The organism is Serratia bockelmannii, assembly GCF_008011855.1.
Lineage (GTDB): Bacteria > Pseudomonadota > Gammaproteobacteria > Enterobacterales > Enterobacteriaceae > Serratia > Serratia bockelmannii.
Genome location: NZ_VOUX01000033.1, coordinates 664,875 through 679,830, shown reverse-complemented (window position 1 = coordinate 679,830; position 14,956 = coordinate 664,875). Strand labels below are relative to the sequence as shown.

Below are 14,956 nucleotides of genomic sequence, written 5' to 3'. Positions count from 1 at the left end.
CGGGTGAAGGCCATTATCACCAATGCCCTGTGGCTGATGCTTGAACGCGTTTCGCTCAGCCTGTCCGGCATCTTCGTCTCCATTTACGTTGCGCGCTATCTGGGGCCCGCGCAGTTTGGCACCCTCAACTATCTGTTGGCGACGATCGCCATCGTAGTGCCACTGGTGCAGTTGGGCGCCGACAGCATCATTTTCAACCGCGTCGCCCGCCGACAGCCGAGCGGCATTCGCCTGATGCTGGCGTCAATACGCCTGCGTCGTTGGCTGTTCCTGGTGGTGGCGCTGCCGATGCTGATATGGAGCTATTTCAGCCAATCGCCCGTCAGCCAACTGATGACGCTGTTGCTGCTTATCAGCGCCTATTTCTCGATTCAGGACGTGTACAAAATTTATTACGATGCCCGCCTGCAGTCGAAACGCAATACGCTGATCAACAACCTGGCGCTGCTGCTGTCGATCGGGCTGCGGCTGGCGCTGGTGAGCGCGGCGCTGCCGCTGGTGTGGTTCGCGGTACCCTACATCCTCAGCAGCGCCGTACCTTACCTGGCGCGCCTCTGGTTATTCCGTGCGGAAGCGGCGGCCTCGCCGCGGGTTACGCCGCGCCAGGCCAGGCGCTATGGCCGTTATTTGCTAAAGGTGGGCCTGCCGTTGGCCATCTCCAGCCTGTCGATAGTGATCTATACCCGCATCGATCAAATCATGCTGGGCAATCTGGTCGGCGAGCAGGCGGTAGGCTGGTTCAGTGCCGCCACCACCCTCAGCCAAGGCTGGGTTTTCGTGCCGATGGCGCTGATCACTTCGTTGATGCCGGGCATTGCCAGCTGTCGCGATCCGTTGGAGCAGGAGTACCGTATTCGGGTGCTTTATCTGGTGGTCTTGGGCCTGTCGTTGCCGGTGTTGCTGGGCCTATGGTGGTTCGCCCACCCGGCGATTGCGCTGCTGTACGGCGCCGCTTTCCAACCGGCCGCCAATATCCTGGCTATTTGCACGCTGACCTCGCTGTTCTCGGTAATGGGGACGGTTTCGTACCGCAGCATCGTGCTGTTCGCCGGCTATCGTTTTATCGCCATCAAGATGCCGTTGGTGGCGGTGGCGAACGTGGTGATGAATCTGCTGCTGATCCCGCGCTACGGCCTGATCGGTGCGGCGGTATCTACGCTGTTGGCGGAGTTCATTTCGTTCTTCGTGCTGAACAGTTTATTCCGTGGCGGAAAAATTACCCGACTGCAGCTGACCTGTTTTTACTGCCTGCCGCGTCTTGTCAGCAAATTAAGGAGAGAGCATGTTAAACATCCTGGTTAAAAATATTTCCAAGCGCCTGCCCGATGCCTGGCACCATCAGGTTAAATACGCGCTCTATTTCAAGAAGCTGCCGCACCTGTCAAAACCGACCGGCTTCAGCGAAAAGATCATGCGCCGCAAAATTTATCCGCGCAGCATCTACACCACTTTGTCGGACAAGTTCAAGGTGCGTGAATTTATCGCCGGCCTGTGGGGCGAGGAGTATCTGGTGGAGCTGTATGCGCATGGCACTGAACTTAGCTACGACATGTTCAGTCAATTGCCTAACGCCTTTGTGCTGAAGGCCAACCACGGCAGCGGCTATAACCGCTTGGTGTTCGACAAGCAGCAGATTAGCTACGCGGAGTTGTACGATCTCAGCAACGCGTGGATGCGCAGCAACTTTTATGAGCAGAGCCGCGAAAAGCATTATCTGGATATCGAACCCTGCATCATGGTGGAGCGCCTGTTGCTGGATGGCGAACAGGTGCCGAACGATATCAAGTTTCATTGTTTCAACGACAATCATGAAATTCGTATGTTCATCCAGGTGGATTACCAGCGTTTCGGCACCCATCGGCGCGATATTTTTGATATCGACTGGAACCGCACCGAAATTCGTATCAACTTGCCGAATGCAGACGAACCGATGCCGCGTCCTACACGGCTGGAGGAAATGATACGTTTGGCTCGCCAGACCGCGCAGCAGTTCTCTTATGTCCGTGTGGATTTCTACCAGGTCGGTGAGAAGGTGTATTTCGGTGAGTTGACGTTTACGCCTGGCGCGGGGTTAAGCAAGCTGATGCCGAAAAACATTGAGCAGGAATGGGGCAGTTATTTTACTGAGTAAACGCTTATGCAAAGAGTCGCCTCCAATTTTCAAATGCATGCCAATGCGGGTTATAATCAGTCGCGAGATTTAGTCAATCAATCAATTGTATTGACCTTCCTGCTGATGTTTTTCGTGAAAACGTTCCTGACCTCGGGATCGTTCAATAGCGAGCTGATTAATAAAGCGGTCATGGGGCTTAATGGCTTGATGTTGCTCTATGTTGGCTATGCATTTTTTATCGCTACGCTGGCGGAAAAGGCGGTTGCGGTTTTTTTGGTTCTGCTGTTTCTTGTTAATATTGCCACCGGTCATGGTGATTATCTGTTTGGTGCGGTATTCAGCACGGCGGTGATCATTTTATTCCGTCGCATCGAAATGGGGCGTGGCGCTGAAATGTTTGCCATCACCTTTGTGGTGGCAGGGTTACTGGTGGTTATTCCCTATATCTTTTACACCGATGGGTTTGTTTACCTTGATGAGCGTTACGGCAATCGATTAACGCTGGGGTTCGATAATCCGAATACCCTGGCGTATTATTCTTTTGCCTTGTTCGCCACACTGCTGTGCCTGATCGACCATGCGAAATTAACGCGAGGAATGAAAAATATCGCTTCGCTGGCGGTATCGGCGTTAATTCTCCCGGTGCTGATGTATTCCTATTCTCGCACCTGTTTTATGTTGGCGCTGTTGATGTTGTTGCTGTTTTGGCTGGCGCCGCTGCTGCGTGTCGCGCCGAACAGAAAAGTCTGCATCGCGCTGACGTTGGCCATTGTAGGCTTTCAATTCGCCAGCGTTATACGCTGGGGGAGTAATCCGGCCTTGGACGTCCTCTTGAACCAGGCGTTGACCGGGCGAATCTGGTTCTCCTGGCAGATGTTTCAGGCGGTGGGGCTACCCAATCCGCTGTTCGGCATGAATATAGAGCCTTATAAGCCCGTCGATTTCTTCTTCATCGCCATGTTTTATTCGGCCGGTGGCATCGCTTCTGTCGTCATGCTTTTTTGTTATTTTCACCTGTTGGGCAATATGCGCAGGCTGAGTCGGTTCATGCGCTGGGTGGTGGTTGTTTTCCTGCTGACAACCTTTACGGAAACCTATTTTTTGGTCCCGGTATTTAACGTGTCGTTATTGTTGCTTTGCCGTGGAAAAGAAATGATAAATTCTAAGTTGGAGGGTTAAGAAATGGATTTCTCGATCGTTATCCCTATTTATAATAGTGCACGCTACCTGCCGAAAACGCTGAAGCGGATTTTCAACGCTTGCCAAGGATTCGACTATCAGGTGATTTTGGTTGATGATTGCTCTGACGAGGATGATATCAAGTATATTCGTCAGATAGCGGCGACGAATAGCAATGTGATGCTGCATGAGAAAAAACAGAAGAGCAATGCGGCGGTGTCGCGCAACTTAGGTACCAAGTTAGCGCAATCGGAGATCGTGTTTTTCCTCGACTCTGATGATTACTTCACGACCAACTATATTATTCGTCGCATGAATAAACATGAGGATCGCCATATTGATATTATCTTCGGCAACTATGCGGAGGTGAGCGGCGATTCGGTGCGTGATTTCAACTTCCATTATAAATCCGGTTCCTCCGGCGAGGATTTTCTTTTTCTGGAAATGGGCGATATTCGTTCATCCACCATCAGCATCCGTAAAAAAAGCGATCGCCGCTTTTTATTTCCCGAGTTCCTCAATAAGCATCAGGACTGGGGTTTTTTGGTCAATGCCACCAATTTGGGCGCGCATGTGGCGCACGACGCCGGCGGAGGGGTGTTTCTCGACGTAGGGCGCTATGGGCGCATGACGGCGAAGCTCAATCTGGAGGCCAGCGACCGGTTTATCAATACCTTCCTCAGCCCCAGCGATCGCCATATCAGCGGATTCGCCTGCAAGCATCTGCTGGCCTCGCTGTATTCGGAAAACGCCCAGGCGTTCAATTATTACTCGTCGCGCATCGTGCGGCACAGCCTGAGTGGCAAGTTCAAGGTGATCAAATGGTATGGCGATTGTCTGGCGCGGTTGGGATTGTTCTCGGTTGGCGGCCGGCTGCTGCGCAATGTGCGCCAGGGATTCAGGAGATGATATGCAAGCACGCAAGGTAATCATCGTTATCGAAAATATCGCGGGCAAGGGCGGTACTGAACGGGTCGCCAGCGGTTTGGCCAACGCGCTGGCGCGTCTGCCGGGTTATGAGGTGGCGGTGTTTTCGCTGTTTGGCGAGCGGAGCTTCTTTCCGCTGGCGAGTGACGTCCGGTTGCGCTGCGGCGGTGGCGATTCGCTGTTCTGGCCATGGCGGCTGGCATTGGCGCTGCGGCGTGAACGCACGGACGTGATCATTACCGTTTCTATGGGAAAACTGTCGGTGGTGATGACGCCTTTTCTGCGTTTGTTCTGTGCCCGCAGCCGGTTGCTATTAAGTGAGCACGTCAGCTTTCACCAGTATCCGCGCGTATTTAAGTGGCTGAAGTTGCTGGTTTACCGGCTGAGCGATCGCGTGATTTTCCTGACGCGGCAAGATAGCGACGCCATCGCTCGCTGGGTGGGGGCCGGAAAATGTCGGGTGATCGAGAACGTTTCGCCATTCGGCGCACAGGCGCCGACGCCGGCGCTGCAAAAAAAGGTGGCGCTGGCGGTGGGGCGATTGAGCAATCAGAAAGGCTTCGATCGACTGATCGCACTGTGGCGAGGGGTGGTGGCACAGGCGCCGGATTGGCGTCTGCTGATTATTGGCGACGGTCCGGAGCGCGACGCATTGCGGCGACAGATTGAAGACGCCGGGCTGGAGCAGCAGGTGAGTCTGCTGCCGGCCACCGCTAACGTGGCGGACTATTATCGCCAGGCCAGCCTGTATTTGATGACCTCTCGCTATGAGGGATTGCCGATGGTGCTGATCGAAGCCATGAGTTTCGGCCTGCCGCTGGTGGCCTACGACTGCAAGACCGGCCCGGCCGAGTTGATAGACGATGGCGTCAACGGCTATCTGGTGCCCGATGACGACGCCGCCGCCTTCAGCGAAGGGGTGATCAAACTGATGCTCGATCCGGGTTTGCGCGAGCACTTCTCTATCGCCGCGTTAGAGAAGTCTCGTCGTTTTTCTCCCGAACGTATTTATCCCCAGTGGCAACAGCTCACCGAGTGAGGACAGAATGGAAAAGATATCCGTGATAATGCCGGCCTACAATGCTGCGAACTCTATTAAAGAGTCGATTCTAGGCGTGCTGAATCAGCGATTTACCGATTATCACCTGTATGTGATCGATGATGCGTCTACCGACGATACTGCCGAGGTGGTACGGCCGTTCATCCACGATCGCCTCACCTATATCCGTAATGAGCATAACCAGGGCGTGGCGGAAACGCGCAACATCGGCATTGAGGCGGCGAAAGGCGACTATATCGCCTTCTGCGACAGTGATGACGTATGGCTGCCCAACAAGCTGTCGCGCCAGGCGAGCATTTTGCAAACCCGCCGCTACGACGTGGTGTGCTCCCATTATTACACCTTCGAAGACGACCTGAAATTGATCAAAAACACCCGTGGTGCGGATGAGCTTATTGGCTATCAGGATATGTTGAAAAGCAACTGGATTGGCAATCTCACCGGCATCTACAACCAGAAGCGCATCGGTAAGGTGTATCAGCAAAAAGTGGGCCATGAGGACTATTTGATGTGGCTGGCGGTGCTGCAGAAGGCGCGTAACGGCCTGGCCTACTGCATTCCCGAACCGCTGGCCTGTTACCGATTGTCTACCCATTCGCTGTCGGGCAACAAAATCCGCGCCGCGGACTGGCAATGGCGGATTTACCGTCAGCATTTGGGGCTGTCTTACCAGAAATCCTGCTATCTGTTCGCCACCTATCTGTTCAATGCCGTGGTGAAAAGGAAGTGACCATGAGGGGAATGTATCAGAGGGTGGCTCTGGGCTGTTGCGCCTTGTGGAGCGCTTCGGCTCTGGCGCAGAGCTGCCAACCCAATCTGTTGGCCAACCCCGGCTTTGAGCAGGGGCTCAGCGGCTGGCGCGCGCAGGGCGCACAGGGCGACGGCGATACGCACAGCGGCCGTGGCAGTTTGCGTTATGACAATGCAGATGCAGCGCAGTACCGTACCTTCAACCAGGCGCTGCAGGTTGTACCCGGGCAGACGATCGATTTCGGCGTCTGGCTCAAGACCCGCGGCGTACGCGGGCAAAGCCGCGACGGCGGCGCCGGGGTTTATCTGCAAAGCTTTGATGCGCAGGGGCGCTTTCTGGAAGGCAGCTATCCGGCTGGCGTGACCGGCGACAGCGGTTGGCGGCAGGTGAACGCCAGCTATACCGTGCCGCCGCAGGCGGCGCGAATCACTTTTGGCGTTTACCTGCGTAAGGGGAGCACCGGTACCGTCTGGTTTGACGACGCCTATGCGTGTACTCGAGCGCCTAAGCCGGCATTGTATCAGCTCGGCGCGTCGGCGCAGGGAAAGGTCGACACGCTGATAGTCACTGCGCAGCCGCAGCATTTGCAGGTCGATAGCGAATTGCTTAATGCCGAGGGGCAGGTTGTTCACCGTAGTCGCGACCGTTATCAAGTTGAAGGGCAGCGCCGTATCGAATACCCACTGCCGACCGGCCTGGCCCAGGGAGAGTACCGCCTGCGTCAGCAGGTCACCGGTCAGCAATCCCAGCCGGCACAGGGCAGCGAGCTGTCTTTTCGCGTTGGCCAGCCTGCGGCCAAAGTGGCGATCGACAGCAAAGGCTTTACCCTGCGCGATGGTCAACGGCTTTTCCCGTTGGGCATTTACGCCAACGTGGCTACCGATGAACATTTGGCGCGCATCGCCTCGGCGGGATTCAACACGGTGCTGAACTATGATTATGGGGAAAAGAAAGATCCTTACGCCTTTTTCCGCAACGCACGCAAGCGCGGGCTGCTGGTCATTTACTCCGTCAAAGATCAGTACCGCGGCAGCCGTTTCGCGCCGGCCGTGCGCGGTGGCGGCTACGCGGCGATGACGGCCTGGTACGTGCAGCGCTTGCGCTCTCAGCCCAACCTGCTCGCCTGGTACATCAACGATGAACTGGGGCCGGAATATCTCGATAAGATCGAGGAAAAAAACCTGCAAATAAAGCGGCTTGACGGCGATCACCCCACCTTCCAGGTGTTGAACAAAACCGGGGAGTTGGACGCCTACTTTAACAGCAGCGACATTTTGGCGACCGACCCTTACCCGGTGGGGAACGATCGCGATCTGACGCGCACTACGCGTTATACCGAACTGACGGTGCAGGCCGCCCGCCAGGCACGCGGGGCCTGGGTGGTGATGCAAATCATGGATCACGCCGCTTATGACGCCCGCCGCAAGCCACATCCGCCGTCAGAGGCGGAAATCCGCAACCAGGCCTGGCAGGCGCTGATCGGCGGCGCTAAGGGGCTGTTGTTTTATTCTTATACCGATCTGTTTTACAAGCGTAAAACCGACCGCTTCGACCAACGGGAGTTTGACGCCACCTGGCGTGGCGTGGCTGCCGTGTCGCAGCAAATTGCCGCTTTCACCCCTTATCTGCTGACGGGAAAATCGACGCCGCTGGCGGGAAGCGACCCGCAAATGCCGGCGCGGATGTTTATTCTGGGCGATCGCGCCTTGCTGCTGGTAGCCAACCCCTACTATCGAGAGGGAAGCACCCGCTTGCGCCTTCCGGCGGGCTGGCGGCAGCAGGGAGAGGGCACGGAGGTCAAGCTGGCGTTGCCCGCCGTGGGCACCGCGACGCTGTGGCTTCAACGCTGAAAGCGACGAGTTAGCATCACGCGGGAGGTTTCTCCCGCGTCCTACCCCCAAATACCCCACCTTGCCCCTCGCCCGTCAGTCTCTGTCATGAATTCCTGGTTTATTCATTCAAATTCAATTAATTAAAGTTAATTCTCGCACCTATACTTTGGTGGTATTTCATCCCCGATGCGCGCGTCGCCTCCCGCTTTCTCTTGATCGCAATCAATTTGCCGCCGGTTGGCCGTCAGTAGGCTGGCGGCAGATTGAGCATGTCTTCTTATAACGACAAGAGCCTTCAGGAGCATTCCGGATGAGCAAATTTTTAGACCGTTTCCGCTATTTCAAGCAGTTGGCGGAGCCTTTTTCTGGCGATCACGGCCAGACCTTGAACACCAACCGCGACTGGGAAGACGGCTACCGCAGCCGTTGGCAGCACGACAAAGTGGTGCGTTCCACCCACGGCGTGAACTGCACCGGTTCCTGCAGTTGGAAGATCTATGTGAAGAATGGTCTGGTGACCTGGGAAACCCAGCAAACCGATTATCCACGCACCCGTCCCGATCTGCCTAACCATGAACCGCGCGGCTGCCCGCGCGGCGCCAGCTACTCCTGGTACCTGTACAGCGCCAACCGGCTGAAATATCCGCTGATGCGCAAGCGTCTGCTCAAACTGTGGCGCGAAGCGAAAGCGCAGCACAGCGATCCGGTCGCGGCCTGGGGCTCTATCGTCGGCGATGCGGAAAAAGCCAAAAGCTACAAGGTGGCGCGCGGCCGCGGCGGTTTCGTCCGCTCCAGCTGGCAAGAGGTCAATGAACTGATCGCCGCCGCCAACGTCTATACCGCCAAAACCTTCGGCCCGGACCGCATTATCGGCTTCTCGCCGATCCCGGCGATGTCGATGGTGTCCTACGCCGCCGGCGCCCGCTACCTGTCGCTGATCGGCGGCGCCTGCCTGAGCTTCTACGATTGGTACTGCGATCTGCCGCCGGCCTCGCCGATGACCTGGGGCGAGCAGACCGACGTGCCGGAATCCGCCGACTGGTACAACTCCTCCTACATTATCGCCTGGGGCTCCAACGTGCCGCAGACGCGTACCCCGGACGCCCACTTCTTTACCGAAGTGCGTTACAAGGGCACCAAAACCGTGGCGGTGACGCCGGACTATGCCGAAGTCGCCAAGCTGTGCGACCACTGGCTGAATCCGAAGCAGGGCACCGACAGCGCGATGGCGCTGGCGATGGGCCACGTAATGCTGAAAGAGTTCCATCTCGACCGCGAAGTTGGCTACTTCCGCGACTATGTACGCCGCTATACCGACATGCCGATGCTGGTGCTGCTGGAGCCGCGTGAAGGCGGCCACTACGCCGCCGGCCGCCTGCTGCGCGCCGCCGATCTGGTGGACGGATTGGGCCAGGAAAACAACCCCGAGTGGAAAACCGTCGCCATCGACAGCCACAGCGGCGATCTGGTGGCGCCGCAGGGTTCCATCGGTTTCCGCTGGGGCGAGAAGGGCAAGTGGAACCTGGAACAGCGCGAGGGCAAATCGCAACAGGAAGTCGAGCTGCAGCTCAGCCTGTTGGGCATGCATGACGACGTCGCCGAGGTGGGCTTCCCGTACTTCGGCGGAGCCGACAGCGAGCATTTCAACAGCGTGGCACTGGACGAGATCCTGCTGCACAAGCTGCCGGTGAAACGCCTGCGGCTGGCGGACGGCAGCGAAGCGCTGGTGACCAGCGTGTATGACCTGACGCTGGCCAATTACGGCCTGGAACGCGGGCTGGACGACGCCAACTGCGCCGCCGACTATGACGAGGTCAAGGCCTACAGCCCGGCCTGGGCCGAACAGATCACCGGCGTGTCGCGTCACAACATCATCCGCATTGCCCGCGAGTTCGCGGAAAACGCCGAGAAGACCCACGGCCGTTCGATGATCATCGTCGGCGCCGGCGTCAACCACTGGTATCACATGGACATGACCTACCGCGGCCTGATCAATATGCTGATCTTCTGCGGCTGCGTCGGCCAGAGCGGCGGCGGCTGGGCGCACTACGTCGGCCAGGAAAAACTGCGGCCGCAAACCGGCTGGCTGCCGCTGGCGTTTGGCCTCGACTGGCAGCGCCCGCCGCGCCACATGAACAGCACCTCGTTCTTCTACAACCATTCCAGCCAATGGCGCTATGAAACTGTCGGCACCGACGAGTTGCTGTCGCCGCTGGCGGACAAGTCGCGCTTCGGCGGCAGCCTGATCGACTTCAACGTGCGCGCCGAGCGCATGGGCTGGCTGCCGTCGGCGCCGCAGCTGGGCACCAATCCGTTGCGCCTGGCGGAGCAGGCCCGCGCCGCCGGCCAGTCACCGGTCGAGTTCACCGTCGACGGCCTGAAAAACGGCACGCTGGGCTTCGCCGCCGAGCAGCCGGACAATCCGCAGAACTTCCCGCGCAACCTGTTCGTCTGGCGCTCCAACCTGCTGGGGTCTTCCGGCAAGGGCCATGAGTACATGCTCAAATACCTGTTGGGCACCGAAAACGGCATCCAGGGGAAAGATCTCGGCCAGCAGGGCGGCGTGAAGCCACAGGAAGTGGAGTGGCGCGAGCAGGGCGGCGAAGGCAAGCTGGATCTGGTGGTGACGCTCGATTTCCGTATGTCGAGCACCTGCCTGTACTCTGACGTGGTGCTGCCGACCGCCACCTGGTACGAAAAAGACGATATGAACACCTCCGACATGCACCCGTTCATCCATCCGCTGTCGGCGGCGGTCGATCCGGCCTGGGATTCGAAGAGCGACTGGGAGATTTACAAGGGCATCGCCAAGGCCTTCTCCGAAGTGTGCGTCGGCCATCTGGGCCAGGAAACCGACGTGGTGACCTTGCCTATCCAGCACGACTCCGCCGCCGAGCTGGCGCAGCCTTACGGCGTGCAGGACTGGAAGAAAGGCGAATGCGATCTGATCCCCGGCAAAACCGCGCCGCACATCATCGCGGTAGAGCGCGATTATCCCGCTACCTACGAGCGCTTCACCTCGCTGGGGCCGCTGCTGGACAAACTGGGCAACGGCGGCAAGGGCATCAGTTGGAACACCCAAACCGAGGTCGACTTCCTCAAGCAGCTTAACTACGTCAAGGCCGACGGCCCGGCGGTAGGGCGGCCGAAGATCGAGAGCGCGATTGACGCGGCGGAAGTGATCCTGTCGCTGGCGCCGGAAACCAACGGCCAGGTGGCGGTAAAAGCCTGGGAGGCCCTGAGCAACGTCACCGGCCGCGATCACCGGCATCTGGCGCTGAACAAGGAAGACGAGAAAATTCGCTTCCGCGACATTCAGGCGCAGCCGCGCAAAATTATCTCCAGCCCGACCTGGTCCGGTCTGGAGGATGAACATGTTTCCTATAACGCCTGCTACACCAACGTGCACGAGTTGATCCCGTGGCGCACCCTCAGCGGCCGTCAACAGCTGTATCAGGACCATGAGTGGATGCGCGCCTTCGGTGAAAGCCTGCTGGTATACCGGCCGCCGATCGACACCCGTGCCGCGCAGCCGCTGCTGAACAGCAAGCCGAACGGCAACAAGGAGAAGGCGCTGAACTTCCTGACGCCGCACCAGAAGTGGGGCATTCACTCCACCTACAGCGACAACCTGTTGATGCTGACGCTGTCGCGCGGCGGCCCGATCGTCTGGCTGAGCGAAGACGACGCCAAAGATCTGGGCATCGCGGACAACGATTGGATCGAGGCCTTCAACGCCAACGGCGCGCTGACGGCGCGCGCGGTGGTCAGCCAGCGTATCCCGGCCGGCATGACCATGATGTACCACGCGCAGGAGCGCATCGTGAACCTGCCGGGCTCGGAGATCACCAGCCAACGCGGCGGCATCCACAACTCGGTGACCCGCGCCTGTCCGAAGCCGACCCACATGATCGGCGGCTATGCGCAGTTGGCCTACGGCTTCAACTACTACGGCACCGTCGGCTCCAACCGCGACGAGTTCGTGGTGGTGCGCAAGATGAACCGCATTGATTGGTTGGACGACGAAGGCAACGACTACGCGCAGGGCAGTCAGCAGGAGAACAGCAAATGAAAATTCGTTCGCAAGTCGGCATGGTGCTGAATCTGGACAAGTGCATCGGTTGCCACACCTGTTCAGTCACCTGCAAAAACGTCTGGACCAGCCGTGAAGGTATGGAATACGCCTGGTTCAACAACGTGGAAAGCAAGCCTGGCGTCGGGTATCCGCACGCCTGGGAAGATCAGGAAAAATGGAAGGGCGGCTGGATCCGTAAAATCAACGGCAAGCTGGAGCCGCGCATGGGCAGCCGCGTCGGCGTGTTGGCGAAAATCTTCGCCAACCCGGACGTGCCGGCGCTGGACGACTACTACGAGCCGTTCGATTACGACTACCAGCATCTGCACACCGCCAAACAGGGCAAACACCAGCCGGTGGCCCGCCCGCGCTCGCTGATTACCGGCCAGCGCATGAACAAAATCGAAAGCGGCCCGAACTGGGAGGAGATCCTCGGCGGGGAATTCGAAAAACGCTCGCAGGACAAGAACTTCGATAACCTGCAGAAGGCGATGTACGGCCAGTTCGAAAACACCTTCATGATGTACCTGCCGCGCCTGTGCGAGCACTGCCTCAACCCGGCCTGCGTCGCCACCTGCCCGAGCGGGGCGATCTACAAACGCGGCGAAGACGGCATCGTGCTGATCGACCAGGACAAGTGCCGCGGCTGGCGCATGTGCCTGACCGGCTGCCCGTACAAGAAAATCTATTTCAACTGGAAAAGCGGCAAGTCCGAGAAGTGCATCTTCTGTTACCCGCGTATCGAAGCCGGGCAGCCGACGGTCTGTTCGGAGACCTGCGTGGGCCGCATCCGCTATCTCGGCGTGCTGCTGTACGACGCCGATCGCATCGAGCAGGCGGCGGCGGTGGAGAACGACAAAGATCTGTATCAGAGCCAGCTCGATATCTTCCTCGATCCGCATGATCCTAAGGTGATTGCTCAGGCGCTGGCGGACGGCGTGCCGCAGGGCGTCATTGAAGCCGCCCAGCAGTCGCCGGTGTACAAAATGGCGATGGACTGGAAGCTGGCGCTGCCGCTGCACCCGGAATACCGCACGCTGCCGATGGTGTGGTACGTGCCGCCGTTGTCGCCGATTCAGTCCGCCGCCGACGCCGGCGAGCTGGCGCACAACGGCGTATTGCCGGACGTCGAGAGCCTGCGCATTCCGGTGCAGTATCTGGCGAATCTGCTGACCGCCGGCGATACCGAACCGGTACTGCTGGCGCTGAAGCGCATGCTGGCGATGCGCCACTACAAACGGGCGGAAACCGTCGACGGCGTGGTGGACACCAGCGCGCTGGAGCAGGTTGGCCTGAGCGAAGCGCAGGCGCAGGAGATGTATCGCTACCTGGCGATCGCCAACTATGAAGATCGCTTTGTGGTGCCGTCGAGCCACCGCGAACTGGCGCGCGAAGCCTTCCCGGAAAGCAAGGGGTGCGGCTTCAGCTTCGGCGACGGCTGCCACGGCAGCGATGGCAAGTTCAATCTGTTCAACAGCCGCCGTATCGACGCCATCGACGTGACCGCGAAAACCGCGCGGCCGGAGGATGCCTCATGATCAGCCTGAAAGTGATCGCCCGCCTGCTGGATTATCCGGAGCAGGTGCTGTTTGACCATCAGCAGGCGCTGATCGAAGCGCTGGAGCCGGCCAGCGAGCTGGATCTGCACCACAGCGCGCAGCTGATTCTGTTTATCCGCCGCCTGTGCGCGCGCCCGTTGCTGGATGCTCAGGCTGACTATTGCGAGCTGTTCGATCGCGGCCGCGCCACCTCGCTGCTGCTGTTTGAGCACGTGCACGGTGAGTCGCGCGATCGCGGCCAGGCGATGGTTGACCTGATGGCGCAGTACCGCACCGCCGGGCTGGAGATCGACAGCCGCGAGCTGCCGGACTTCCTGCCGCTGTACCTGGAGTATTTGGCCAGCCGCAGCGCGGCGCAGGCGCGGGAAGGGCTGCAGGACATCGCGCCGATCCTGGCGCTGCTGGGCGCGCGCTTGCAACAGCGTGAAAGCCCGTACGCGGTGCTGTTCGATCTGCTGCTGGCGCTGTCCGGCAGCGAGGTGCAGGCCCAGGCGCTGGAGACCCAGGTGGCGCAAGAGGCGCGCGACGATACGCCGCAGGCGCTGGATGCGGTGTGGGAAGAGGAGCAGGTCAAGTTTCTCGGCGAACAGGGCTGCGCCTCCGCCCAGCAGACGGCGCACCAGCGGCGCTTCGCCGGCGCGGTGGCGCCACAGTATCTGGATCTGACGGATGCGTTAACCGGAACCAAAGGACGCTAATCATGCAATTTTTGAATCAGTTCTTCTTCGATATCTACCCTTATCTGGCCGGCGCGGTATTCCTGATCGGCAGCTGGTTGCGTTACGACTACGGGCAGTACAGCTGGCGCGCCGGCTCCAGCCAGATGCTGGATAAAAAGGGCATGCGGCTGGCGTCCAACCTGTTCCACATCGGGATTATCGGCATCTTCGCGGGCCACTTCCTCGGCATGCTGACGCCGCACTGGATGTATGAGGCCTTCCTGCCGATCGACGTGAAGCAGAAGCTGGCGATGATCGCCGGCGGCGCCTGCGGCCTGATGACGCTGATCGGCGGCGCGCTGTTGCTGAAGCGCCGGTTGACCAACCCACGGGTGCGCGCCACCAGCAGCTTCGCCGACATCATGATCCTGACGTTGCTGGTGGTGCAGGTGTGTCTGGGGCTGCTGACCATTCCGTTCTCCGCCCAGCATATGGACGGCAGCGAAATGATGAAGCTGGTGGCCTGGGCGCAGGCGGTAGTGACCTTCCACGCCGGCGCCTCTGCGCACCTGGAAGGGGTGGCGATTATCTTCAAACTGCACATGGTGCTGGGCATGACGCTGTTCGTGCTGTTCCCGTTCTGCCGCCTGGTGCATATCTGGAGTGCGCCGGTAGAGTACCTGACCCGCCGTTATCAGCTGGTGCGCAACCGCCGCTGAGCCTGACCCCGCCGCCGCCGATCGCCAGCGGCGGCGCTATTCCGATAATTCCCCCGCCGTCTGCCCATTCTCGCCGCCTTGT

11 protein-coding genes are annotated in these 14,956 nt (G+C 59.0%); all 11 read left to right on the top strand.

Annotated features, from left to right (window positions below; genetic code table 11):
- Positions 1-3 precede the first annotated feature (3 nt).
- The gene (locus FOT55_RS19775; RefSeq protein WP_025303209.1) at positions 4-1,302 is read left to right on the top strand and encodes a flippase; all 1,299 of its coding nucleotides are present in this window, start codon (positions 4-6) and stop codon (positions 1,300-1,302) included.
- Positions 1,283-2,131 carry an ATP-grasp fold amidoligase family protein gene (locus FOT55_RS19770; protein ID WP_049204105.1) on the top strand — a complete coding sequence of 283 codons (849 nt, stop codon included), beginning with the start codon at positions 1,283-1,285 and terminating at the stop codon, positions 2,129-2,131. The genes FOT55_RS19775 and FOT55_RS19770 overlap by 20 nt, the downstream gene beginning before the upstream one ends.
- Positions 2,132-2,137: 6 nt before the next feature.
- On the top strand, positions 2,138-3,292 hold the full coding sequence (locus tag FOT55_RS19765; RefSeq protein WP_147823909.1) for a hypothetical protein: 1,155 nt from the start codon (positions 2,138-2,140) through the stop codon (positions 3,290-3,292).
- Positions 3,293-3,295: 3 nt separating this feature from the next.
- Complete coding sequence (locus tag FOT55_RS19760; RefSeq protein ID WP_025303206.1) at positions 3,296-4,201, top strand: glycosyltransferase family 2 protein; 906 nt, start codon at positions 3,296-3,298, stop codon at positions 4,199-4,201.
- A gap of 1 nt (position 4,202) precedes the next feature.
- On the top strand, positions 4,203-5,258 hold the full coding sequence (locus FOT55_RS19755; protein ID WP_147823908.1) for a glycosyltransferase family 4 protein: 1,056 nt from the start codon (positions 4,203-4,205) through the stop codon (positions 5,256-5,258).
- Between the two features lie 7 nt (positions 5,259-5,265).
- Positions 5,266-6,009, top strand: a complete 744-nt coding sequence (locus FOT55_RS19750) for a glycosyltransferase family 2 protein (protein WP_038876984.1) — start codon at positions 5,266-5,268, stop codon at positions 6,007-6,009.
- Between the two features lie 11 nt (positions 6,010-6,020).
- Entirely contained in the window at positions 6,021-7,880 is a 1,860-nt protein-coding gene (locus FOT55_RS19745) for a carbohydrate binding domain-containing protein (protein ID WP_147824222.1), read from the top strand.
- A 292-nt stretch (positions 7,881-8,172) separates the two neighbouring features.
- Positions 8,173-11,934 carry a nitrate reductase subunit alpha gene (locus FOT55_RS19740; protein ID WP_060433303.1) on the top strand — a complete coding sequence of 1,254 codons (3,762 nt, stop codon included), beginning with the start codon at positions 8,173-8,175 and terminating at the stop codon, positions 11,932-11,934.
- Positions 11,931-13,475: a nitrate reductase subunit beta gene (gene narH / locus FOT55_RS19735; RefSeq protein WP_025303201.1), complete on the top strand. Its 1,545-nt coding sequence runs from the start codon at positions 11,931-11,933 to the stop codon at positions 13,473-13,475. The genes FOT55_RS19740 and narH overlap by 4 nt, the downstream gene beginning before the upstream one ends.
- Entirely contained in the window at positions 13,472-14,194 is a 723-nt protein-coding gene (gene narJ / locus FOT55_RS19730; protein WP_025303200.1) for a nitrate reductase molybdenum cofactor assembly chaperone, read from the top strand. The genes narH and narJ overlap by 4 nt, the downstream gene beginning before the upstream one ends.
- A 2-nt stretch (positions 14,195-14,196) precedes the next feature.
- Positions 14,197-14,874 carry a respiratory nitrate reductase subunit gamma gene (gene narI, locus FOT55_RS19725; RefSeq protein WP_025303199.1) on the top strand — a complete coding sequence of 226 codons (678 nt, stop codon included), beginning with the start codon at positions 14,197-14,199 and terminating at the stop codon, positions 14,872-14,874.
- Positions 14,875-14,956: the final 82 nt, after the last annotated feature.

Coding starts and splice junctions, on each gene's coding strand:
- FOT55_RS19745 (WP_147824222.1), top strand. CDS start 6,021: ATGTATCAGAGGGTGGCTCTGGGCTGTTGCGCCTTGTGGAGCGCTTCG.
- FOT55_RS19750 (WP_038876984.1), top strand. CDS start 5,266: ATGGAAAAGATATCCGTGATAATGCCGGCCTACAATGCTGCGAACTCT.
- FOT55_RS19755 (WP_147823908.1), top strand. CDS start 4,203: ATGCAAGCACGCAAGGTAATCATCGTTATCGAAAATATCGCGGGCAAG.
- narI (WP_025303199.1), top strand. CDS start 14,197: ATGCAATTTTTGAATCAGTTCTTCTTCGATATCTACCCTTATCTGGCC.
- FOT55_RS19760 (WP_025303206.1), top strand. CDS start 3,296: ATGGATTTCTCGATCGTTATCCCTATTTATAATAGTGCACGCTACCTG.
- FOT55_RS19770 (WP_049204105.1), top strand. CDS start 1,283: ATGTTAAACATCCTGGTTAAAAATATTTCCAAGCGCCTGCCCGATGCC.
- narJ (WP_025303200.1), top strand. CDS start 13,472: ATGATCAGCCTGAAAGTGATCGCCCGCCTGCTGGATTATCCGGAGCAG.
- narH (WP_025303201.1), top strand. CDS start 11,931: ATGAAAATTCGTTCGCAAGTCGGCATGGTGCTGAATCTGGACAAGTGC.
- FOT55_RS19765 (WP_147823909.1), top strand. CDS start 2,138: ATGCAAAGAGTCGCCTCCAATTTTCAAATGCATGCCAATGCGGGTTAT.
- FOT55_RS19740 (WP_060433303.1), top strand. CDS start 8,173: ATGAGCAAATTTTTAGACCGTTTCCGCTATTTCAAGCAGTTGGCGGAG.